Annotated in this window: 17 protein-coding genes, 2 tRNA genes and 1 pseudogene; 13 read left to right on the plus strand and 7 right to left on the minus strand. The window is 69.2% G+C overall.

Going from position 1 to position 22,157, the window contains the following annotated elements; translation table 11 throughout:
• Window positions 1-2: 2 nt before the first annotated feature.
• Genes yidD through rpmH form a run of 3 tightly spaced genes read right to left on the minus strand, consistent with a single transcriptional unit; the run spans window position 3 to window position 880 of the window.
• Window positions 3-356, minus strand: coding sequence for a membrane protein insertion efficiency factor YidD (gene yidD / locus OHB41_RS24115; protein WP_168529051.1), 354 nt, complete (start codon window positions 354-356; stop codon window positions 3-5).
• Window positions 353-724, minus strand: a complete 372-nt coding sequence (rnpA, locus tag OHB41_RS24120; protein WP_168529052.1) for a ribonuclease P protein component — start codon at window positions 722-724, stop codon at window positions 353-355. The genes yidD and rnpA overlap by 4 nt, the downstream gene beginning before the upstream one ends.
• Window positions 725-742: 18 nt before the next feature.
• Window positions 743-880 (minus strand): 50S ribosomal protein L34, encoded by a 138-nt coding sequence (gene rpmH / locus OHB41_RS24125; protein ID WP_006381191.1) that lies wholly within the window; start codon window positions 878-880, stop codon window positions 743-745.
• A 395-nt stretch (window positions 881-1,275) separates the two neighbouring features.
• Here rpmH and dnaA point away from each other — a divergent pair, with 395 nt between their 5' ends.
• The 9 genes from dnaA (at window position 1,276) to OHB41_RS24170 (ending at window position 14,571) form a co-directional block, all read left to right on the plus strand.
• Window positions 1,276-3,339 (plus strand): chromosomal replication initiator protein DnaA, encoded by a 2,064-nt coding sequence (dnaA, locus tag OHB41_RS24130; RefSeq protein ID WP_266700284.1) that lies wholly within the window; start codon window positions 1,276-1,278, stop codon window positions 3,337-3,339.
• Between the two features lie 1,219 nt (window positions 3,340-4,558).
• Window positions 4,559-5,689 (plus strand): DNA polymerase III subunit beta, encoded by a 1,131-nt coding sequence (gene dnaN / locus OHB41_RS24135; RefSeq protein ID WP_153289618.1) that lies wholly within the window; start codon window positions 4,559-4,561, stop codon window positions 5,687-5,689.
• 161 nt (window positions 5,690-5,850) lie between these two features.
• A complete protein-coding gene (gene gnd, locus OHB41_RS24140; protein WP_266700285.1) occupies window positions 5,851-6,726 on the plus strand; it encodes a phosphogluconate dehydrogenase (NAD(+)-dependent, decarboxylating) in 876 nt (291 codons plus the stop codon).
• 81 nt (window positions 6,727-6,807) lie between these two features.
• A complete protein-coding gene (gene recF / locus OHB41_RS24145; protein WP_266700286.1) occupies window positions 6,808-7,932 on the plus strand; it encodes a DNA replication/repair protein RecF in 1,125 nt (374 codons plus the stop codon).
• Window positions 7,929-8,501 carry a DciA family protein gene (locus OHB41_RS24150; RefSeq protein ID WP_266700287.1) on the plus strand — a complete coding sequence of 191 codons (573 nt, stop codon included), beginning with the start codon at window positions 7,929-7,931 and terminating at the stop codon, window positions 8,499-8,501. Before recF ends, OHB41_RS24150 begins: the two co-directional genes overlap by 4 nt.
• Before the next feature lie 365 nt (window positions 8,502-8,866).
• Window positions 8,867-10,951 (plus strand): DNA topoisomerase (ATP-hydrolyzing) subunit B, encoded by a 2,085-nt coding sequence (gene gyrB / locus OHB41_RS24155; RefSeq protein WP_323138394.1) that lies wholly within the window; start codon window positions 8,867-8,869, stop codon window positions 10,949-10,951.
• Window positions 10,952-10,993: 42 nt separating this feature from the next.
• Window positions 10,994-13,585, plus strand: coding sequence for a DNA gyrase subunit A (gene gyrA, locus OHB41_RS24160; RefSeq protein WP_266700288.1), 2,592 nt, complete (start codon window positions 10,994-10,996; stop codon window positions 13,583-13,585).
• 18 nt (window positions 13,586-13,603) lie between these two features.
• Window positions 13,604-14,383 (plus strand): DUF3566 domain-containing protein, encoded by a 780-nt coding sequence (locus tag OHB41_RS24165; protein ID WP_266700289.1) that lies wholly within the window; start codon window positions 13,604-13,606, stop codon window positions 14,381-14,383.
• 111 nt (window positions 14,384-14,494) lie between these two features.
• Window positions 14,495-14,571: transfer RNA gene (locus OHB41_RS24170), tRNA-Ile, on the plus strand.
• 69 nt (window positions 14,572-14,640) lie between these two features.
• Here the strand turns inward: OHB41_RS24170 and OHB41_RS24175 are convergent.
• A pseudogene (locus tag OHB41_RS24175) lies at window positions 14,641-15,438 on the minus strand (site-specific integrase); the annotation flags it as partial.
• A gap of 428 nt (window positions 15,439-15,866) precedes the next feature.
• Window positions 15,867-16,016 (minus strand): hypothetical protein, encoded by a 150-nt coding sequence (locus OHB41_RS24180; protein ID WP_266700291.1) that lies wholly within the window; start codon window positions 16,014-16,016, stop codon window positions 15,867-15,869.
• Window positions 16,017-16,263: 247 nt separating this feature from the next.
• Between OHB41_RS24180 and OHB41_RS24185 the strand changes: the two genes are divergently transcribed.
• Both OHB41_RS24185 and OHB41_RS24190 read left to right on the plus strand, forming a co-directional pair.
• Window positions 16,264-17,094 carry a hypothetical protein gene (locus tag OHB41_RS24185; RefSeq protein WP_266700292.1) on the plus strand — a complete coding sequence of 277 codons (831 nt, stop codon included), beginning with the start codon at window positions 16,264-16,266 and terminating at the stop codon, window positions 17,092-17,094.
• Window positions 17,095-17,244: 150 nt separating this feature from the next.
• Window positions 17,245-17,328 (plus strand) — tRNA-OTHER (locus OHB41_RS24190).
• 426 nt (window positions 17,329-17,754) lie between these two features.
• On the opposite strand, the gene OHB41_RS24195 is transcribed toward OHB41_RS24190, so the two are convergent.
• A complete protein-coding gene (locus tag OHB41_RS24195) occupies window positions 17,755-18,120 on the minus strand; it encodes a DUF6344 domain-containing protein (RefSeq protein WP_266700293.1) in 366 nt (121 codons plus the stop codon).
• Window positions 18,121-18,457: 337 nt separating this feature from the next.
• On the opposite strand from OHB41_RS24195, the gene OHB41_RS24200 reads away from it, so the two are divergent.
• Together OHB41_RS24200 and OHB41_RS24205 are read left to right on the plus strand one after the other, a co-directional pair.
• Window positions 18,458-18,586: a DLW-39 family protein gene (locus OHB41_RS24200; protein ID WP_003999697.1), complete on the plus strand. Its 129-nt coding sequence runs from the start codon at window positions 18,458-18,460 to the stop codon at window positions 18,584-18,586.
• Between the two features lie 222 nt (window positions 18,587-18,808).
• The gene (locus OHB41_RS24205; protein ID WP_266700294.1) at window positions 18,809-20,311 is read left to right on the plus strand and encodes a hypothetical protein; all 1,503 of its coding nucleotides are present in this window, start codon (window positions 18,809-18,811) and stop codon (window positions 20,309-20,311) included.
• A 24-nt stretch (window positions 20,312-20,335) separates the two neighbouring features.
• Here OHB41_RS24205 and OHB41_RS24210 read toward each other — a convergent pair whose 3' ends face one another.
• Window positions 20,336-22,129 carry a serine/threonine-protein kinase gene (locus OHB41_RS24210; RefSeq protein ID WP_266700295.1) on the minus strand — a complete coding sequence of 598 codons (1,794 nt, stop codon included), beginning with the start codon at window positions 22,127-22,129 and terminating at the stop codon, window positions 20,336-20,338.
• Window positions 22,130-22,157: the final 28 nt, after the last annotated feature.

The raw sequence follows: 22,157 nt of genomic DNA on the forward strand, positions 1-22,157 counted from the left end.
AATCAGGCTCCTTGAGCATGGGACGGAGTCTCGGCGGCCGGGCCCGGGGCAGTGGTCTCCCCGGTGGCCGGTTCGGCGGCGGAGGTTCCGCCCTTGCGTGCGCGCCAGGCGTCGCGCACCATCTCGTGCCACCGCGGACGCTTGCGCGGCGGAACATGGTCCACCCCGCCCAGCGACCACGGATTGCACCGGAGGATGCGCCAGGCGGTGAGTGCCGTTCCCTTGATCGCACCGTGGCGGTCGATGGCCTGGTAGCCGTAGTGGGAGCACGACGGGTAGTACTTGCACACCGGCCCCAGCAGCGGGCTGATCGTCCACTGGTACAGCTTGATGAGAGCCAGCAGCGGGTACTTCATCGCGCGCCCCCTCCCAGCAGCCGCTGAAGAGCGGCATCCAGGTCTTGGGCCAGCTGTTCATGGTCGGCGTCGCCCGCACCGGGCAGCGCTCGTACGACTACCAGGCTACCGGGGGCCAGCAGGCCGACCCGGTCACGCATCAGATGGCGAAGCCTGCGCTTCACCGCGTTGCGTACGACGGCTCCACCCACGGCTTTGCTCACGACGAAACCCGCACGCGTCGGGGGAGCGCTCTCCCCAGGCGCGTGCGGGTCCGTTGCACCGCTACGAAGGTGGACGACGAGGAGCGGGCGTCCGGCCCGGCGTCCTCGGCGTACCGCGGTCGCGAAGTCCTCGCGCCGCCTCAGCCGATGCTCGGAAGGCAGCACGTCATGACCTGTAAATGATCAGGCGGACAGGCTCGCGCGACCCTTGCCACGGCGGTTCGCGAGAATCGCGCGGCCGGCACGGGTGCGCATCCGCAGGCGGAAGCCGTGGGTCTTGGCGCGACGACGGTTGTTCGGCTGGAAGGTGCGCTTGCTCACTCGGGGGCTCCAGAAAGAATCGGTGGTGGCGGGGTGCCGTCCTGGCTGTCACCGTGCGCCCACGAGTAGCTCGCATTACGCCCGAGTGCACCGCTTCCCGATCACTTTTCGCGATCTGTGCCCATCGGAGGCAGGCGGCAGCAGCCATCGACAACTCGACCTGGTTACGGTACGCGCGGCTGCGCCATCCGGTCAAACCAGCACCTGGCGAGAGACACTATCCACAGGCTGGGGACAACAACTTGAACCACAGCGGTCGCCCTGACTACCGTGGCTGAACTCCGATTCGTTCCCTTCCCACCGCCCCAGCGGTTTTGTTCCCCCTCCCACCCGACTGACTTCCCAACCTGTTCCCAGAACCACACGTTCGTGGGACCCGTGAGAGAGCGTGCCCTGTGGCTGACGTACCTGCCGATCTTGCCGCAGTGTGGCCACGAGTACTGGAACAACTCCTCGGTGAGGGCCGTGGGCAGGGTGTCGAGGTGAAGGACGAGCACTGGATCAAGCGCTGCCAGCCGCTGGCACTGGTCGCGGACACCGCTCTGCTCGCCGTTCCGAACGAGTTCGCGAAGGGCGTACTGGAAGGCCGCCTCGCGCCGATCGTCAGCGAGACGCTGAGCCGCGAGTGCGGGCGTCCGATCCGCATCGCGATCACCGTCGACGACTCGGCGGGCGAACCCCCGCCGCCTCCCGTCCAGCCCCGGTACGACGAGTCCGAGTCCTCCTCGGGTCCGGGCCAGGGCCGCGACACGTACGACGGTCAGAGCGCCGAGGACCGCAACCCCTACGGCGGCCAGGCCCCCCGCGACGAGCGCGCCGGCTACGACACCCAAGGGCGCGACGACCGCAACGGCTACGACTCCGGTCGTGAGGATCGCAACGCCTACGACGCGCAGCGCCGCGAAGGTTACGAGGGGTACGGCCGCCACCGCGCCGACGACCGACGCGACGAACGGCGTGAGGACCGGCGTGAGGATCACCGGGGCGATCACCGGGGAGGGCGCGCCGACCAGCTGCCCGGCGGTCCCGGCGACCAGTTGCCGCCCGGCCGCTCCGACCAGTTGCCCACCGCCCGCCCCGCGTACCCGGACTACCAGCGTCCGGAGCCCGGTGCCTGGCCCCGGCACGGCCAGGACGACTACGGCTGGCAGCAGCAGCGCCTCGGCTTCCCGGAGCGCGACCCCTACGCCTCGCCGTCGCAGGACTACCGGCCGCAGTCGCCGGAGCGCCCGCCCTACGAGCAGCAGCGCCAGGACTACGACCAGCCGCGCTCCGACTACGACCAGCGTCCCGACCGCCGCGACCTCCAGGACACGTCCTCGGGCGGCGGCCACCTGCACCGCGGCGGCCCCTCGCTGCCCAGTTCCAGCGGCGCCCCCGGTCCGCTGGCCGCCAAGCCCGCGCCGGCATCCGGTCCGGGTGAGCCCACCGCGCGCCTCAACCCGAAGTACCTCTTCGACACCTTTGTCATCGGTGCCTCGAACCGCTTCGCGCACGCCGCCGCGGTCGCCGTCGCCGAGGCGCCGGCGAAGGCGTACAACCCCCTCTTCATCTACGGGGAGTCGGGGCTCGGCAAGACGCACCTGCTGCACGCGATCGGGCACTACGCCCGCAGCCTCTATCCGGGCACCCGTGTGCGGTACGTGAGTTCCGAGGAGTTCACCAACGAGTTCATCAACTCCATCCGCGACGGCAAGGGCGACAGCTTCCGCAAGCGCTACCGCGAGATGGACATCCTGCTGGTCGACGACATCCAGTTCCTGGCGGACAAGGAGTCGACGCAGGAGGAGTTCTTCCACACCTTCAACACGCTCCACAACGCGAACAAGCAGATCGTGCTCTCCAGCGACCGGCCGCCCAAGCAGCTGGTGACGCTGGAGGACCGGCTGCGGAACCGTTTCGAGTGGGGGCTGATCACGGACGTCCAGCCGCCCGAGCTGGAGACGCGTATCGCGATCCTCCGCAAGAAGGCGGTGCAGGAGCAGCTCAACGCCCCGCCGGAGGTCCTGGAGTTCATCGCGTCACGGATCTCGCGCAACATCCGCGAGCTGGAGGGCGCGCTGATCCGGGTGACGGCGTTCGCGTCGCTCAACCGGCAGCCGGTGGACCTCGGTCTGACGGAGATCGTCCTGAAGGACCTCATCCCGGGCGGCGAGGACTCGGCTCCGGAGATCACCGCGACCGCGATCATGGCGGCCACCGCCGACTACTTCGGTCTGACGGTGGACGACCTGTGCGGCTCCTCGCGCAGCCGCGTCCTGGTGACGGCACGCCAGATCGCCATGTATCTGTGCCGTGAGCTGACCGACCTGTCCCTGCCGAAGATCGGTGCCCAGTTCGGCGGCCGCGACCACACGACCGTCATGCACGCCGACCGCAAGATCCGCGCGCTGATGGCCGAGCGCCGCTCGATCTACAACCAGGTCACCGAGCTCACCAACCGCATCAAGAACGCCTGACGGACGCGGCGGTACGCCGACGACGGCGCCCCGGGACACGCTCCCGCGGGCGCCTTCCGTTGCTGACCCGCGTCCGTCCCCGACGCCGACGCCACCGCCGCTCTCCCGGCCACCCCCGACGGCCGTCCCCGCCGTCCCCGCAGGCATCCCGGGGATCGGCTCCCCACGTCTCCAGACCGCCGCCGCGGCTCCCGTGCGTCCGCCCGTCTCCTCCTCGGCCCGCCGCGCGCTTCCGAGACCCGCCGACTCCGCCCCCACCCGCGTTCCGACTCCGCCCCCGCAACGTTCCGGCTTCGCCGGCACGTTGCGGCTTCACCCCACGCCCCTGGAAGCGCCCCCCGGCACCCTCCGGAACGCCGTTCCGGAGGTCTCCGAGGCACTCCTCGTCCGCTTTCGGCGGCCGCCCGGCGTCGACCAGAGGTCATGCGCTCGGCACCATCTGTTCGAATACGCGCAGGGTTACGGCCACTCTCCACAGATTCGGTGACTTTCTGGCGTCCACACCCTGGGGACCGCGAAGTTGTCCCGATCGTGTCCACAGGGTGTGCGGTCGTAGGACCATCGGGCCAGGTCAGCCCCCTGTGGATTCGTGGACGAACGCTCTCCACAGACTGTGGACAAGGAAATGATCCACAGGCTGTGCGCGGAGTTGTCCACCGACGACCCACAGGTCGGCGCCTGTTGTCCCCAGTGAATCCCAGCTTCTCCACACCCCTGTCCACTGTTCGGCAACGAGACGCGCCCTCTCACCGTGTCGAGTGAAAGGCGTCACACCAAGGTGCCGGGTTGGGCTGTGGGGAACGGGGGTAAAGCTGGGGACGGCGCTGGGGAGAAGTGGCCCGAGGCTGTGCATCGTGTGTGCAGAACTTTTCGCCGTCCACAGACGCCCCCGGTTTTCCACCGCCTCCACCCACAGGGTCGGTGGACAAAAAATCCAGGCTGACCTGCGAAAACAGGGTTATCCACGGTTTCCACAGGCCCTACTACTAAGACCAACTAGAGAGAGCCTGGGAATCGTTTCGAAGTGGGGGCTGTGCACAACTTGCTCCTGGAGCCCTAGCTGCGGCTCGGCACGACTTGACCCCGAGGGGCACCGACTGTCAGTGCGGTGCGTCAGACTGTTCCCCGGTGTCCTTCCCCTCAGCGGGTCGAGAGACACCGAGTCAGACGACGAAGGCCTGCAGGGCGAGAGCGCCGGCAACAGACGGAGGCGGCAACGGTGAAGATCCGGGTGGAACGCGACGTACTCGCGGAGGCAGTGGCCTGGGCGGCTCGCAGCCTCCCGGCCCGTCCGCCGGCGCCTGTGCTCGCCGGCCTGCTTCTGAAGGCCGAGGAGGGCGCTCTGAGCCTCTCCAGCTTCGACTACGAGGTCTCGGCGCGGGTCTCCGTGGACGCGGAGGTCGAAGAAGAGGGCACGGTCCTGGTCTCCGGCCGTCTGCTCGCGGACATCTGCCGCGCCCTCCCCAACCGGCCGGTGGAGATCTCCACAGACGGTGTACGGGCGACGGTGGTCTGCGGCTCCTCCCGGTTCACCCTCCACACCCTGCCTGTGGAGGAGTACCCGGCACTGCCGCAGATGCCGTCGGCGACCGGCACCGTCCCGGGCGAGGTCTTCGCCTCGGCCGCCGCGCAGGTGGCCATCGCCGCCGGGCGCGACGACACGCTCCCCGTCCTCACCGGTGTGCGCATCGAGATCGAGGGCGACACGGTCACGCTGGCCTCCACCGACCGCTACCGCTTCGCGGTCCGCGAGTTCCTGTGGAAGCCGGAGAACCCGGAGGCGTCCGCGGTCGCCCTGGTGCCCGCCAAGACGCTCCTGGACACCGCCAAGGCCCTCACGAGCGGCGACAGCGTGATCCTGGCGCTGTCCGGCTCCGGTGCGGGCGAGGGCCTGATCGGCTTCGAGGGCGCCGGGCGGCGTACGACCACCCGGCTGCTCGAAGGCGACCTCCCGAAGTACCGCTCGCTGTTCCCGACGGAGTTCAACTCCATCGCCGTCATCGAGACCGCCCCCTTCGTGGAGGCCGTCAAGCGCGTGGCCCTGGTCGCCGAGCGCAACACCCCGGTGCGGCTGAGCTTCGAGCAGGGTGTGCTGATCCTGGAGGCCGGCTCCAGCGACGACGCACAGGCTGTGGAAAGGGTCGACGCGCAGCTGGAGGGCGACGACGTCTCGATCGCCTTCAACCCGACGTTCCTGCTCGACGGCCTGAGCGCCATCGACTCCCCGGTCGCGCAGCTGTCGTTCACGACGTCCACGAAGCCCGCGCTGCTGAGCGGCAAGCCCGCTGTGGACGCCGAGGCGGACGAGGCCTACAAGTACCTGATCATGCCGGTGCGCCTGTCCGGCTGAGGCGCTGAGCCCGCCGGGCCCACCCGGCCGGCGGGCGAATCCGCAGGTGGGGCGTACGCCTGAGCGGCTATGCCCGCAAGTGTGCGTGAGCGTCCGGGTTTAGGCTCAGACACAGGTACGAAAGTGCCCTCACGCCACGTCGAAAACCTAAGGAACAACTGATGGAGCTCGGTCTCGTCGGCCTCGGCAAGATGGGCGGCAACATGCGCGAGCGGATCCGCCGCGCAGGCCACACCGTCATCGGATACGACCGCAATCCGGAACTCGCCGACGTCCACAGCCTCGAAGAGCTGGTGGGCGCGCTCGAAGCCCCGCGTGTGGTGTGGGTGATGGTGCCGGCCGGTGCCGCGACCCAGTCCACCATCGACCAGCTCGGCGACCTGCTGGAGCCCGGTGACACCGTCGTCGACGGCGGCAACTCCCGCTGGACGGACGACGAGAAGCACGCCGGGGAACTGGCCGCCAAGGGCATCGGCTTCGTCGACGCCGGCGTCTCCGGCGGCGTCTGGGGCCTGCAGAACGGCTACGCGCTGATGGTCGGCGGCGACGCGGAGAACGTCGCCAGGGTCCAGCCCGTCTTCGACGCGCTCAAGCCCGAGGGCGACTCCGGCTTCGTGCACGCCGGCAAGGTCGGCGCCGGCCACTTCTCCAAGATGGTCCACAACGGCATCGAGTACGCCATGATGCAGGCCTACGCCGAGGGCTGGGAGCTCCTGGAGAAGGTCCACTCCGTCACCGACGTGCGCGAGGTCTTCCGTTCCTGGCAGGAGGGCACGGTCATCCGTTCCTGGCTGCTGGACCTGGCCGTCAACGCCCTGGACGACGACGAGCACCTGGACAAGCTGCGCGGCTACGCGGACGACTCCGGCGAGGGCCGCTGGACCGTCGAGGCGGCCATCGACCACGCGGTACCGCTGCCCGCGATCACCGCGTCGCTGTTCGCACGGTTCGCCTCGCGCCAGGACGACTCGCCGCAGATGAAGATGGTCGCGGCACTGCGCAACCAGTTCGGCGGCCACGCCGTCGAGCAGAAGTAATCCACAGATCCACATCCGCATCCACAGATCCCCGGCCGAAAGGCCAGGATCGGAGTCTCCGGGGGAGGTCGGCGAACGACCATGCACGTCACGCACCTGTCGCTGGCCGACTTCCGCTCCTACGCCCGGGTCGAGGTCCCGCTCGACCCGGGCGTCACCGCGTTCGTGGGCCCCAACGGGCAGGGCAAGACGAACCTGGTCGAGGCGGTCGGGTATCTCGCGAGCCTCGGCAGCCACCGGGTCTCCTCCGACGCGCCCCTGGTGCGGATGGGCGCCGAGCGGGCGGTCATCCGCGCCAACGTCAGACAGGGCGACCGGCAGCAGCTCATCGAGCTGGAGCTGAACCCCGGCCGGGCCAACCGCGCCCGCGTCAACAGGTCCTCGCAGGTCAAACCCCGTGACGTGCTCGGCATCGTACGGACGGTGCTGTTCGCACCCGAGGACCTCGCGCTGGTGAAGGGCGACCCCGGTGAGCGGCGCCGCTTCCTCGACGAACTGATCACCGCCCGCTCCCCGCGGATGGCGGGCGTCCGCTCCGACTACGACCGGGTCCTCAAGCAGCGCAACACCCTCCTCAAGACGGCCGCGCTGGCCCGCCGCCACGGCGGCCGCACCATGGACCTCTCCACGCTCGACGTGTGGGACCAGCACCTCGCCCGGGTGGGCGCCGAACTGCTCGCCCAGCGGCTCGACCTGGTCGCCGCGGTCCAGCCGCTGGCCGACAAGGCCTACGAACAGCTGGCGCCCGGCGGGGGACCCGTCGCCCTGGAGTACAAGCCCTCCTCGGCCGCCCTCACCGGCCACACCCGCGAGGAGCTGTACGAGCAGCTGATGGCGGCCCTCGCTGAGTCCCGCAAGCCGGAGATCGAACGGGGCGTCACCCTGGTCGGCCCGCACCGGGACGAGCTGCTGCTCAAGCTGGGCGAGCTGCCCGCGAAGGGATACGCGTCGCACGGCGAGTCCTGGTCGTACGCGCTGGCGCTGCGACTGGCCTCCTACGACCTCCTGAGGGCCGAGGGCAACGAGCCGGTCCTGGTCCTCGACGACGTCTTCGCCGAGCTGGACAGCCGCAGAAGGGAACGCCTCGCGGAACTCGTGGCTCCCGGCGAGCAGGTCCTCGTGACGGCGGCGGTCGACGACGACGTGCCGGGCGTCCTGGCGGGGACGCGCTACGCCGTCTCGGAGGGCACGGTGGAGCGGGTATGACGGAGAACACACCGTGGATCCCGGAGCCGTCCGCGCCGTCCGGTGAGGCCGCCGCGAAGACCCCCGAGCCGTCCGGCGTCGACCTCGCGCGCGTGGCGCTGCGCGCCGCGAAGGAACAGGCACGCGCGCGTGGGGACGCCGCGCAGCAGAAGAAGCAGGCGCGGCGGGGCGGGCTGCGCTCCGGAGCGCGCGCCGACGGACGCGATCCGATGGCGCTGGGTGCCGCGATCAACCGGCTGTTGACCGAACGCGGCTGGGAGACCCCGGCCGCGGTGGGCGGGGTGATGGGTCGCTGGCCGCAGATCGTCGGCGACGACCTGGCCAACCACTGCGTCCCGCTGCGGTACGACGACGACCCGGCCGAGCGGGTGCTGACCGTGCAGTGCGACTCGACCGCCTGGGCCACCCAGCTGCGGTTGCTCGCCCCGCAGCTGGTCGCGCGGCTGAACCAGGATCTCGGGCACGGCACGGTGCGGCTGATCAAGGTGCAGGGTCCCGGGGGTCCCCCGCGCCGGTTCGGGCCCCTGCGCGCCCCCGGGAGCACGGGTCCGGGCGACACCTACGGGTGACCGTGGCCCGTGGGAACCGGGCGCCGGAGGCGGGCGCTCGCGGTGGGGACTCGCAACCGCACGCGGTTGCGAACACCGACCTGACTCCACAGTAGCGAAGGGTTGACACCCGGAAGCGCTGAGTGCCTCCGTGAGCCTCTTTGAGGCCGGGGCCGCATATGGGGAGTCGGGCGAGGCGGGTTCAGGGCGGCACATGCGGACTCAGGTACCGGCAAACCCCCATCACTGTCGGCGCTACCGGTAGACTGGAAGCTAATCCCGGCCCACTTGTGGGGACCGTCCGGGAGAAGCTGAGCAACGCTGATCAAGGCTTACCAACGCAACGTGCCGCAGCCGCTCCGGCAACCCGCCGACGAGCCTGGTTTGTGCTGTGCCAGAAAGGGCGCTTCGTGGCCGATTCCGGCAACCCCAACGAGAACATCCCGTCCACCGACGCAGGCGCCGTCGCCGGGGCCACCGCCTCGAACGGCGAGGTCACGGCCTCGTACGACGCCAGTGCCATCACCGTCCTCGAGGGTCTGGACGCGGTCCGCAAGCGACCCGGCATGTACATCGGCTCGACCGGTGAGCGCGGACTTCACCACCTCGTGTACGAGGTCGTCGACAACTCCGTCGACGAGGCGCTGGCCGGCCACGCGGACACGATCGACGTCACGATCCTGCCGGACGGCGGCGTGCGCGTGATCGACAACGGCCGCGGCATCCCGGTGGGCATCGTCGCCTCGGAGGGCAAGCCGGCCCTCGAGGTCGTCCTGACCGTCCTGCACGCGGGCGGCAAGTTCGGCGGCGGCGGCTACGCGGTCTCCGGTGGTCTGCACGGCGTCGGCGTCTCCGTCGTGAACGCCCTGTCGAGCAAGGTGTCCGTCGAGGTCAGGACGGACGGCCACCGCCATACGCAGGACTACAAGATGGGCGTCCCGACGGCCCCGCTGGTCCAGCACGAGGCCACCGAGGAGACGGGCACGTCGGTCACCTTCTGGGCAGACGCGGACATCTTCGAGACCACGGAGTACTCCTTCGAGACGCTCTCGCGGCGCTTCCAGGAGATGGCGTTCCTCAACAAGGGCCTGACGATCAAGCTCACGGACGAGCGTGAGTCGGCGAAGGCCACCGCGGGCGCGGACGAGGCGGGCGCGGACGAGAAGGACGAGGTCAAGTCCGTCACGTATCACTACGAAGGCGGCATCGTCGACTTCGTGAAGTACCTCAACTCCCGTAAGGGAGACGTGGTGCACCCCACCGTCATCGACCTCGAGGCGGAGGACAAGGACAAGAGCCTGTCCCTCGAAGTCGCGATGCAGTGGAACAGCGGATACAGCGAGGGCGTGTACTCCTTCGCCAACATCATCCACACGCACGAGGGCGGTACGCACGAGGAGGGCTTCCGTGCGGCGCTGACCTCGCTGATCAACAAGTACGCGCGCGACAAGAAGCTGCTGCGCGAGAAGGACGACAACCTCACGGGTGACGACATCCGCGAGGGTCTGACCGCGATCATCTCGGTCAAGCTGAGTGAGCCGCAGTTCGAGGGCCAGACGAAGACCAAGCTGGGCAACACGGAGGCGAAGACCTTCGTCCAGCGCGCGGTCTACGAGCACCTCAACGATTGGCTGGACCGCAACCCGAACGAGGCCGCGGACATCATCCGCAAGTCGATCCAGGCGGCCACCGCGCGCGTGGCGGCCCGCAAGGCGCGCGACCTCACCCGCCGCAAGGGCCTGCTGGAGTCGGCGTCCCTGCCCGGCAAGCTGTCCGACTGCCAGTCGAACGACCCCACCAAGTGCGAGATCTTCATCGTCGAGGGTGACTCCGCCGGCGGCTCGGCCAAGTCCGGCCGTAACCCGCAGTACCAGGCGATCCTCCCGATCCGAGGAAAGATCCTCAACGTCGAGAAGGCGCGGATCGACAAGATCCTGCAGAACCAGGAGATCCAGGCACTGATCTCCGCCTTCGGCACCGGAGTCCACGAGGACTTCGACATCGAGAAGCTCCGCTATCACAAGATCATCCTGATGGCGGACGCCGACGTCGACGGCCAGCACATCAACACCCTGCTGCTGACCTTCCTGTTCCGCTTCATGCGGCCGCTGGTCGAGGCCGGTCACGTGTTCCTGTCGCGCCCGCCGCTCTACAAGATCAAGTGGGGGCGGGACGACTTCGAGTACGCGTACTCGGACCGTGAGCGCGACGCGCTGATCGAACTGGGCCGCCAGGCCGGCAAGCGCGTCCGTGAGGACTCGATCCAGCGATTCAAGGGTCTCGGTGAGATGAACGCCGAGGAACTGCGCATCACGACCATGGACCAGGAGCACCGCGTCCTCGGTCAGGTCACGCTCGACGACGCCGCCCAGGCCGACGACCTGTTCTCGGTCCTCATGGGCGAGGACGTCGAGGCGCGCCGCGCGTTCATCCAGCGCAATGCCAAGGACGTCCGCTTCCTCGACATCTGAGTCGGTCTCAGCTGACCGCGTCAGAAAGGATCTGCACCAGCAATGACCGACGAGAACACTCCGAGCATCCCTGAAGCGGGCGAGATCGCCCTGCGCATCGAGCCCGTCGGGCTCGAGACCGAGATGCAGCGCTCGTACCTCGACTACGCGATGTCCGTCATCGTGTCGCGCGCGCTGCCCGACGTACGGGACGGTCTCAAGCCCGTCCACCGCCGCGTCCTGTACGCCATGTACGACGGCGGCTACCGGCCCGAGAAGGGCTTCTACAAGTGCGCCCGCGTCGTCGGCGACGTCATGGGCACCTACCACCCGCACGGCGACTCCTCGATCTACGACGCGCTGGTCCGCCTCGCGCAGCCGTGGTCGATGCGGATGCCGCTGGTGGACTCCAACGGCAACTTCGGCTCTCCTGGCAACGACCCGGCCGCCGCCATGCGGTACACCGAGTGCAAGCTGAAGCCGCTGTCCATGGAGATGGTCCGCGACATCGACGAGGAGACCGTCGATTTCACGGACAACTACGACGGCCGCAACCAGGAGCCGACGGTCCTGCCGGCCCGCTTCCCGAACCTGCTGATCAACGGCTCGGCGGGCATCGCGGTCGGTATGGCCACGAACATCCCGCCGCACAACCTGCGCGAGGTCGCGGCCGGCGCCCAGTGGTACCTGGAGAACCCCGAGGCCTCCCACGAGGAGCTGCTGGACGCCCTGATCGAGCGCATCAAGGGCCCAGACTTCCCGAGTGGCGCCCTGGTCGTGGGCCGCAAGGGCATCGAGGAGGCGTACCGCACGGGCCGTGGCTCCATCACGATGCGCGCGGTCGTCGATGTCGAGGAGATCCAGAACCGCCAGTGCCTGGTGGTCACCGAACTCCCCTACCAGACCAACCCCGACAACCTCGCCCAGAAGATCGCCGACCTGGTCAAGGACGGCAAGGTCGGCGGTATCGCCGACGTCCGCGACGAGACCAGCTCGCGTACGGGCCAGCGGCTCGTGATCGTGCTCAAGAGGGACGCGGTCGCCAAGGTCGTCCTGAACAACCTCTACAAGCACACCGATCTGCAGTCGAACTTCGGCGCCAACATGCTGGCGCTGGTCGACGGCGTCCCGCGCACGCTGTCGCTGGACGCGTTCATCAGGCACTGGGTGACGCACCAGATCGAGGTCATCGTCCGGCGGACCAGGTTCCGGCTGCGCAAGGCCGAGGAGCGCGCGCACATCCTGCGTGGCCTCCTGAAGGCCCTGGACGCCATCGACGAGGTCATCGCGCTCATCCGACGCAGTGACACCGTGGAGATCGCGCGAGAGGGCCTGATGGGCCTCCTGGAGATCGACGAGATCCAGGCGAACGCCATCCTCGAGATGCAGCTGCGCCGACTGGCCGCCCTGGAGCGCCAGAAGATCATCCAGGAGCACGACGAGCTCCAGGCGAAGATCACCGAGTACAACGCGATCCTGGCTTCGCCGGTGCGTCAGCGCGGCATCATCAGCGAGGAGCTCGCCGCGATCGTCGAGAAGTTCGGCGACGACCGCCGTTCCAAGCTGGTGCCGTTCGACGGCGACATGTCCATCGAGGACCTGATCGCCGAAGAGGACATCGTCGTCACCATCACGCGCGGTGGCTACATCAAGCGGACGAAGACCGAGGACTACCGCTCGCAGAAGCGTGGCGGCAAGGGCGTTCGCGGAGCGAAGCTGAAGCAGGACGACATCGTCGACCACTTCTTCGTGTCGACGACGCACCACTGGCTGCTGTTCTTCACGAACAAGGGCCGTGTCTACCGGGCGAAGGCGTACGAGCTGCCGGACGCCGGCCGCGACGCCCGCGGGCAGCACGTCGCGAACCTGCTGGCCTTCCAGCCGGACGAGGCGATCGCCGAGATCCTCGCGATCCGCGACTACGAGGCGATGCCCTACCTGGTCCTGGCCACCAAGGGCGGCCTGGTGAAGAAGACGCCACTGAAGGATTACGATTCCCCGCGCTCGGGCGGCGTCATCGCGATCAATCTCCGGGAGACGGAGGACGGATCCGATGACGAACTGATCGGAGCCGAACTCGTCTCGGCCGAGGACGATCTGCTTCTGATCAGCAAGAAGGCCCAGTCGATCAGGTTCACTGCAACGGACGACGCGTTGCGACCGATGGGCCGTGCCACCTCGGGCGTCAAGGGCATGAGTTTCCGCGAGGGGGACCAACTGCTCTCGATGAATGTTGTTCGACCCGGTACGTTCGTGTTCACTGCCACAGACGGTGGGTACGCGAAGCGGACCGCCGTCGAGGAGTACCGCGTCCAGGGTCGCGGCGGCCTGGGTATCAAGGCCGCCAAGATCGTCGAGGACCGCGGCTCGCTCGTCGGCGCGCTGGTGGTCGAGGAGACCGATGAGATCCTCGCCATCACCCTGTCCGGCGGTGTGATTCGTACGCGAGTCAACGAGGTCAGGGAGACGGGCCGTGACACCATGGGCGTCCAACTGATCAACCTGGGCAAGCGTGATGCCGTGGTCGGCATCGCACGTAACGCCGAGGCCGGCCGCGAGGCCGAGGAAGTCGACGGCGAGGGCGCCGAGGACGAGACCGCCGAGGGCATCGACGCCGTCGGCACGGGCGAGGGCGAGCCGTCCTCGTCCGAGTAGCGCGAGGAGTGAGTCATCGTGAGCGGAGCCACGGGCGCCGGATCGACCGGTACGGACACGGACGGCGGCCGTGGCCCCGCCACGGACACGACTGACTCCCATGACTCTCATGGATCCCAGGGGGGAACTGTGACGGACACCCGAGGTCCGCAGGGCCAGCAGTACGCGGCCGGAGCGGGCCCCGCGGCTCCGGGCGGACCGGCCGCGGCCGGTCCCTCCACGACCCAGGCGGCGCCCGGTGCGCCGACCGCTCCGCCGACGGCTCCCGCGGGCGCCGGCACGGCCGCTCCGGCGGCCGCCTCCGCACTGCCGGGGGAGCGGCAACCGCAGCAGCCCTCGCAGCCGTATCACCCGCCGCAGGCGTACGCGGCGCAGACGCCGTCGGGCGCCGTGCGCCGGCCTCGGACGGGGGCGCGCACCACGCCGCGCACCCGCAAGGCGCGGCTGCGGGTGGCCAAGACCGACCCGTGGTCGGTGATGAAGGTCAGCTTCCTGCTCTCCATCGCGCTCGGCATCTGCACGATCGTGGCGTCGGCGGTGCTGTGGATGGTCATGGATGCCATGGGCGTCTTCTCGACGGTCGGCGGCACGATCTCCGAGGCGACGGGGTCGAACGAGTCGAACGGTTTCGACCTGCAGTCGTTCCTCTCCCTGCCGAACGTCCTGCTGTTCACGTCGATCATCGCGGTCATCGACGTCGTGCTCGCCACGGCGCTCGCGACGCTCGGATCGTTCATCTACAACCTGTCCGCGGGCTTCGTCGGCGGCATTGAGCTGACCCTCGCCGAGGACGAATAACAGCGGCCTCGGAGCCTCCGCCAGGGGACCGGGATACCGATTTTGGGACTGGCCGCGTCGTGCGCTAATCTTCAGAGGTCAGCGCGCGGGACACACACCGCAAAGCGCGGCGGGGCTATAGCTCAGTTGGTTAGAGCGCATCCCTGATAAGGATGAGGCCACAGGTTCAAATCCTGTTAGCCCCACCAGCAGAAAGACCCCCGGTCCACTAGGGCCGGGGGTCTTTTGACACCCACGATTGACACCAACGGCGCCGATCAGCCGATGAGCGGGTCCTCCAGCAGCTCCGCAAGCAGCGTGACGGCTTCCCGTTCGCTGTCGCCCACCACGTGCGTGTAGACGTCCATGGTCATGCTGATCTGGCTGTGCCGGAGGATCGCCTGAGCGACCTTGGGGTGCACCTTCAGGAAGGCGAGAAGGGTGCCGCAGGTATGCCGGGCGAGCCGGACCGTGATGCGGCGGACGCCGGCGCGCTTCACGAGGCGATCGAAGGTCCGGGAGAATCCGGTGGGGTCGATCATGCCGCCGTGCTCCGAGGGAAAGATCAGATCGTGGCCTTCCTCCTGCACCCACCGGGCTCCAGCGATCTTCTGTTCCAGTTCTTGAAGAGCCCGGCGTTCTTCCAGGACGCGGGCACAGAACTCGGGGAGGGGAAGTACCGCCTGTGAGGACTCGGTCTTGAGGTCCTTGAGGACCAGGCCGACGCCCTTCTCCCGCTGCACCTGTTTGACCGGGGTGAACCGGTTTGCCTCGAAGTCGATGTCCTGCCACCGCAGGCCGAGGACTTCACTCCGCCGAAGGCCGAGCACCAGGACCGGCACACAGGCCGCGTACAGGCGGTGCGCGCGGACCGAACGAAGGAAGGCGATCGCCTCCCGCGCGTTCCACGCTGCGCCCTTGTCCTTGGAGACCTTGGGCATGTCCACCAGGAGTGCGACGTTTCGGGTGAGCAGTTCCTCCTGCATTGCCCGGTTGAGGGCGTTGCGGAGGACCCGAAGCACCTCGAAGCGGGTGGCCGCGCCGCCCTTCTCGCGCTTGAGCGCGGCCATGAAGGCCCCGGCTGCGCTCCGCTCCGCCGGGCGCGCTTCACGGCTCCGCCGCGGGCGACGCTCCTGCCTCCGGCCCGCTCCGCCCGCGCTGCGCCGACGCGTGCCCACATGTGGATAGGGCCGGTGGCCATGAGTCGATCACCGCATAGAGCGGCCCGCGGTCAAGGCAATGCCTCCGGCGGGGGATCGACCGGCACCGGGATGGAGGGGGCGCCGTTGCCGACCGCGGGCCCGTGGATGGCGTGCGCGGTGGGCTCCCATCCCGTCCACCGCCGACCCAGGCAGAGCCGAGCAGACGCGGCCCATGGCGTCCAGGTCGTTCGTACAGTGGCGCGCTCCACCTTGACGCCCTGAACCACGCCCGCTCCACGGTGTGTGGGTCGACGGCGGACGGGATGGGAGCCGGGGTGAGTGGTGGGCTGAGGGAGATTGCTTCAGTCGCCGAGGAACCAGAGGTAGCTGTGCCGTCCGTTCATGACGACCTGACACATTTCTCGAGCCTGCACGACCCAAGCCCCGCCACAGGCGTCCGGAAGCCGGTCGAGTTCGGTGAGCAGCACCGGAACCTGTCGATGGTTAAACATCGTGTCCCCGTAAGGGATCAAGGCTGACAGCATCGAAGGCAGCTGGGTCGAGGCCAGCGAAGGCGTCCGTCCATTCCACCCCGTTCGTGCAGCGAGATGCTGTCTCTCACTTGCGCAATGGATCAGTAAGCTGTGCGTTAAATCTGGTCCGCCGGGGCAACAGCCGTACAACCATCGGCATCCCCCGCGGATCTGATCGCGTGAGTCAACCGACTCCACGATCACTTCTCCCTCCAGGGGAACGCACATGCGCATACGTGCCACCGTGGCCGCCGTCTCCGGCGCCCTGGCCATCTCCGCCCTCGCAGTCCCGGCCGCGCAGGCCGTCGGCGACTCGGGCACCCCGTACACGCTGAACGCGAGCTTCTCCAACGTCTCGATCGCGAAGGCGATCAAGGTCGGCACCACGAACGAGGTCAGCGTTTCGTACTCGTACACACTGACGCACGGCTCGACCGTGAACATCGCCGCGAAGGATTTCTACACGGACGCCTTCCTGTACCACGGCAGCTACAGCGACACGGCCCCCGAACTGTACGGCGACAACCCGGCGACCTGTACCGCCACCTCGTCGACGACGGCCACCTGCAAGGGCTCCATCAACATCTACCCGACCGACGCCGACCCGAAGATCGCGGACGCCGGCACCTGGAACGTGGCCGCCGAGGCCGTCGCCTTCAACGGCCAGGACCAGCAGAACCCCGACATGAGCAAGGTCGGCTACAAGGACCAGAGCGGCCTGGGCACCAGCCTGGTGCAGCGCTACTCGAAGCTGACGACCACCGTGAGCTCGACGTCCGTCTACAAGGGCAAGACGTTCACGGCGTCCGGCAAGCTCTCCCGCGCCAACTGGGACGACAACCTGTACCACGGCTACACCAACCAGCCGGTCAAGCTCCAGTTCCGCAAGGCCGGCACCACTACGTACACCACGATCAAGACTGTGTACACCGACTCGTACGGCAACCTGAAGACCACCGCGACCGCGAACTACAGCGGCTACTGGCGCTACAGCTTCGCCGGCACCACCACGACCCCGGCGGTCAGCGCCACGGGTGTCTACGTCGGCGTGAAGTGAGTTAAGACTCCAGCGGCCGCGGGTCCAGGCACAGGTCGTGGGCGGCCCTTGTCAAGACCATGTGCGTCGGCTGACACCAGTGGCTGACACCAACAAGCACGAACAGCAGCGGCCGGCGCCGGATCTCAGTGGACGATCGACCAAGGCGCAGGGGCCGTTGGTCGACGTCGACAGACCCCCGTGATCGACCTGATAAGGATGAGGCCACAGGTTCAAATCCTGTTGGCCCCACCAGCACGAAGACCCCCGGTCCACCAGGACCGGGGGTCTTCGGCATCTACGGCCGGCATCGGCCGCCGGGGGTGCGCCGGCCGGAGCGAGGGGGACACCGCTTCGTCAGCCGCGAGGTGAACGTCTCCTGGCTCGGCGGGCGACCTGGAAGGGAACAGGTAAGAGGTCGCTCGGTGGATCCGAGTTCTGTGTGTGGCCAACGGCGGTGCTGGCCGACGGCGTCAGGGGAACCTCTGAGAGCGCCGCGTGTCCGGCGATACGAAGACCACAAGCGGAGCCGGGCAGGGATATCCACCGGTGTCCGCGCATGAGAAAGCCCGGCAGCTCTTTCGAGGTGCCGGGCCTTCGGTTTCCGGGTGTGGCGGTGTACGCAAGTTCGCCGCTACGTCGGGCAGGAGGGGCAGAGTCGATGAGGTGGTGCGGTGCGCGTCAGCGCTGGAGAGGCGCCTCGCCGTGCTGGAGGGACGTATCACCGTCGGTCGTGGCATCGGGGGCGCGGAGGGCGGTGAGGCCGCTCGCTTCTGCGTCGACCCGCGGGCGGTGCCGGCAACTCGGTGAGGAGCCGTGGGCCTCGGCGTGGATACGTTGTTTCATCGTGGGGGGCAGGGCCCGACTGTAGGACGCTGCCCATGGCGCCGGCGCCGGCACCGTCACGGGAGCCGCGCTGTTGTGCGTCGCTCCGGTCTGCGGTACCGCCGCGGCCGCGGCGGTCGTGATGAATCCGAGCGTCGTGCAGAGCGCCAGGAAGGCGGTCACGATGACGGTCCACAACTTCATGACCTTGTTCTGGGTCATGGCCCCTCACTTTCGGGTCAGGCGATTTGCGTACTTTCCTCATGATGTGTAAGCAGCCCGCGAAGTGGTGGACCGACGCTCGTGGCGCGTCGATGTTCCGATGAACACCACCCGTATGGGCGCAAGACGTCTCTGAAGCCCCTGAAAAGCACGAAACAGCACCGAAAGGTCACCGTGTGTGAGGTGTGATCACCCTGAGATCGGAGTGGTCACGCCCCGTCCTACTGCTCTCCGCCGGACGGGAGTTGGGGGTCGATGCAGGTCACCGATCGATATCGGTCGGTGTGTATAGTCGGGCGCCAGAGGTCCCCTACGTCAAGAAAGACGAGGTCGCGCGGTGAAAAAGCTTCTCCTGGTCGCACTGGCCGCCATCGGCGGACTCCTCGTGTACCGCCAGATCCAGGCGGATCGCGCCGAGCAGGATCTGTGGACGGAGGCGACTGACTCCGTACCCACGGGTTCGTGAGTACCGACACCAGTCTCAGAGCAGACCCCGGCCGCCTCGCGGTCGGGGTTTTGTGTTTCCCGGGCGAGCGCCTTCCTGCTGCCTGCCTGCCTGCCTTCCTGCGTCTCCGCCGTTCGCTTCCGCAGACGAATTGATCGCAGGAGCGAAACATCCGGCTCTCCGGACAGGCGGTTTCGGCCGCTTGTCCGATAGCAAGGGCGAACCCGTGGCCGACGGGGCAGGATGACCACGGTCCGGGGTGACGACGAGGGGTGGGGCGTGATGGGGCGGCGCACGGTGGGACGGCGAGCGCCGTCATGGTACGGGCGGGCGCTCGGGGCCCTGGCCCTGGGAGCGGCGCTGTGCGCGACGGCCGTGTTCACGGGAAGGGCCTCGGCGGCCTCTCCTGTGGCGGAGTCCGGTACACCGAAGCCGTACGCCTACGCCGAGGACGACACGACGGTCGAAGGCACCACGACCACCACGAACGCCGCACCGCTGGAGCCCGGAAGGACGTACCGGAGCTCTCTCGGCGAGGGCGGCAAGCTCTACTACCGCCTCGCGCTCGACGCCACGTCCAACGCGTACGTCTCCGCCACCGCCGTTCCCAGGCCGGGCACCACGGTCTCCTACGCGGACGGCGTCAAGGTCTCCGTCCAGGACGACAACAGCCGCCGCTGCTCCTCCTCCGCGGCCGCCCACTTCGGTGCCTCCGAGAGCCCGCATCCCATCGCCGCCTGGGCGTCCCGCGAGATCGGCCCCACCAAGTACTCATGCCAGACGGCGGGGACGTACTACATGGTGGTCGAGCGCGTCGACACGTCCGGCTCGTCGGTGTCCGCGTCCCTCTCCCCCGGCGACTGGGATCTCGAACTCGGTTATGTGTCGGAACCCGCCCTGAAGAAGGCCGGTTCGACGAAGGCCCCCGAGACGTGGAACTCCGCCTCGCCCGAAGCCCTTCAGGGAGACGCGCGGACCCGGGCGGGCGGCGCGGGGTTCGCCACGGCCGCCGCCCTCGAGAAGGGGGTCTGGAAGGACCGGATCGGTCCTGGGCAGACGCTCTTCTACAAAGTGCCGGTCGGCTGGGGGCAGCAGTTCTACGCCGGCGCGGAGCTCGGCAGTTCTACGGGTGGTGACGGGTTCGTGGGCACGGCCCTGGTCATGTCCCTCTACAACCCCGTCCGCGGGTTCGTCGACGACGTGGGCTGTGGATACGACGGCAGCCAGCGAGCCGCGGCACTGGATCCGCTGCCTCCCGTCGCGTACGACAACCGCTACGCCCTCAACGACCGGACCAGCAGTATGCGGTTCGCGGGTTCGTACTACCTCGCCGTGCATCTCGCCGCGCGGGTCGCCGAGAAGTTCGGCGACGGGCCGTTCGGGCTGACATTGCGCGTACGGGTGGAGGGTGCCGCCCAGGCGGGCCCGGCGTACGCGGGGCGGGCGGATCCCCGGGGCGTGTTCGACGCCGCGGCCGGTGCCCCGGCGGAGGTCTCCGGCGGGGCGGTGGCGGGCGCCGGGGACCGCGCGGGCGGCACGGGCGGCGGCGCGGACCCGCACATGAAGGCGGTCGCCGCGGGCGGCCTCGGCACGGGGACCGCCCTGTTGCTGGTGCTCGCGGTGTGGACGGCGGTCGCACGGCGGCGGGCGAGGGTGTGGGCGGCGGCCGGGGACGCGGCCACGACGGCTTCGTCGGCGGCCTCCCAGGCCCTGCCCTGGGACCACGAGGCGCCCCGGGGCGGGTAGAACCGCTCGGGGTGCCGACCGGGTTCAGATCCGGGCCAGCGCCCAGAAACCCACCGCGAAACAGGCCAGCGCGAGCAGCAGGAGCGGGACTGCCACCCGGGCCGGCGGTCCGGGACGGGCCGTCCGCCGGGACACGGCCCGGTGGGAACCGGCCGAACCGTGCGCGTGCTGTTGCATCACGACCGTCGGATCCGCGGGCCGCTGAGGGACGGGCACCGGCGCGGACCGGAGGTCGAAGGGCCGCGCGTACACGGGGGTCGTGCTCGGCGCGGTGACCGCGGTGGGGGGAGTGGGCGGCTGCTCGGGCGGGTGCCACGGGTGGCCCGGGACGGGGCGCCGCTGCGTATCGTGCCAGGCGTGCTGCGGTTGCGGCTGGGCCTGTTGCGGCGGTGAGTTGTGGGGCTGCGGTTGCGGCTGCGGACGCGCCTGTGGTGGTGCGCCGGGGGCGGCTGCCCGGGGTGACGGCAGGTGGAAGCTCCCGGTGTCCGACATCGTGGACGGCCTCGGGGGCACCGAGTTCGGTGCGGGGCGCGGCGGTGTGACGTCACTGGGGGCGGGCGCGTGGCGCACGTCGCCGGTGACGGGCTCCCGGCGTGCGCCCTCCGGTTCGGACTCCCGGCGTACGCTTCCGGAGGTCGTCTCCGGCCACGCGCTCTCGGCAGCACCCGACTCGGGGACGGAGCGGGGCTCGGAGCCGGGACCGGAGGCGGAGCCGGGACGGGGGCCGAGGGCGGAACGAGGGCTGGGCGCCGAGCCCCCGTCAGAAACGGCACCCTGGACGGAAGCGGGGCTCTGGCCGAAAGCGGGACTCCGGCCGGAAGGGATGCTCCGGCCGGAAGCGGGGCCTCGGTCGTGATCCGGGCCTTCGCCGGAAGCCGGTCCGGAGAGGGACGCGGGCCGGGAGGCCGTGTGGTCGGTGGCGGGCCGGGCTGCCGTCCCGACCGGTCCTGTGGGGGCGAACCCCGGGGGGAGCGGGCCGACTTGGTCGAAGACCTCGACCAACTCGTCGTCGGGGCCGGGCTCGGGCAGCAGCTCGGCGGCCGAGGCCAGCGCCTTGCGCGCCCCCGTCGCGGTCCGGAACCGCGCCTGGGGGTCCGGCTGCAGCAGCGTGGCCACGACCTGCCACAGCGGCTCGGGTATGCCCTGGGGCGCGGGCGGTGTGCCGTTCTCCGCGAAGTACTCGATCAGCGCCTTGGCGTCCGGCTTGGCCCCCTCCAGCAGGTACAGGGCGACCAGACCCACGGCGAACAGATCGGCGGGGAAGTCCGGTTCGGCGCCCATCATCTGCTCGGGCGCGAAGTAACCGGGCGTTCCCACCACGTAGTCGGTCTCGGTCAGCCGTGGTTCGCCCAGCCGCATGGCGATGCCGAAGTCGGACAGCCGCAGCCGGGGCCGGGCCGTCCCCGTCGCTTCGAGCAGCACGTTGGCGGGCTTGATGTCGCGGTGCACGACCCGCTCGGCGTGGACCGCGGCGAGTCCCGCGAGGAGCTGGTCGAGCAGGGTGCAGACGAAGGCGGGAGGCAGCGGGCCGTAGTCGTTGACCAGATGGACCAGGGATCCCCCCGCGACCAGGTCCATGGTGAACAGGACCTTGTCGTCGTCGGCGGCCCAGCTGGTGGGCGCCAGGACGTGCGGGTGATCGATCCGCAGCGCCTGCTCCCGTACGAAGCGCAACAGCGCGTGCGCGTCGCTCTGTTGGAGCACCTTGGCGGCCACGTACCGGCGCCGTCGCCGGTCCCAGGCGCGCCATACGGCACCGACTCCCCCGTGGCCGATCGGGTCGACCAGCTCGTACCGTCCGGCGAAGACCTCACCCATGGTCGTGCGTCGCTCCCCTTCGGCAGTC

It is taken from the genome of Streptomyces sp. NBC_01571, from assembly GCF_026339875.1.
Taxonomy (GTDB): domain Bacteria; phylum Actinomycetota; class Actinomycetes; order Streptomycetales; family Streptomycetaceae; genus Streptomyces.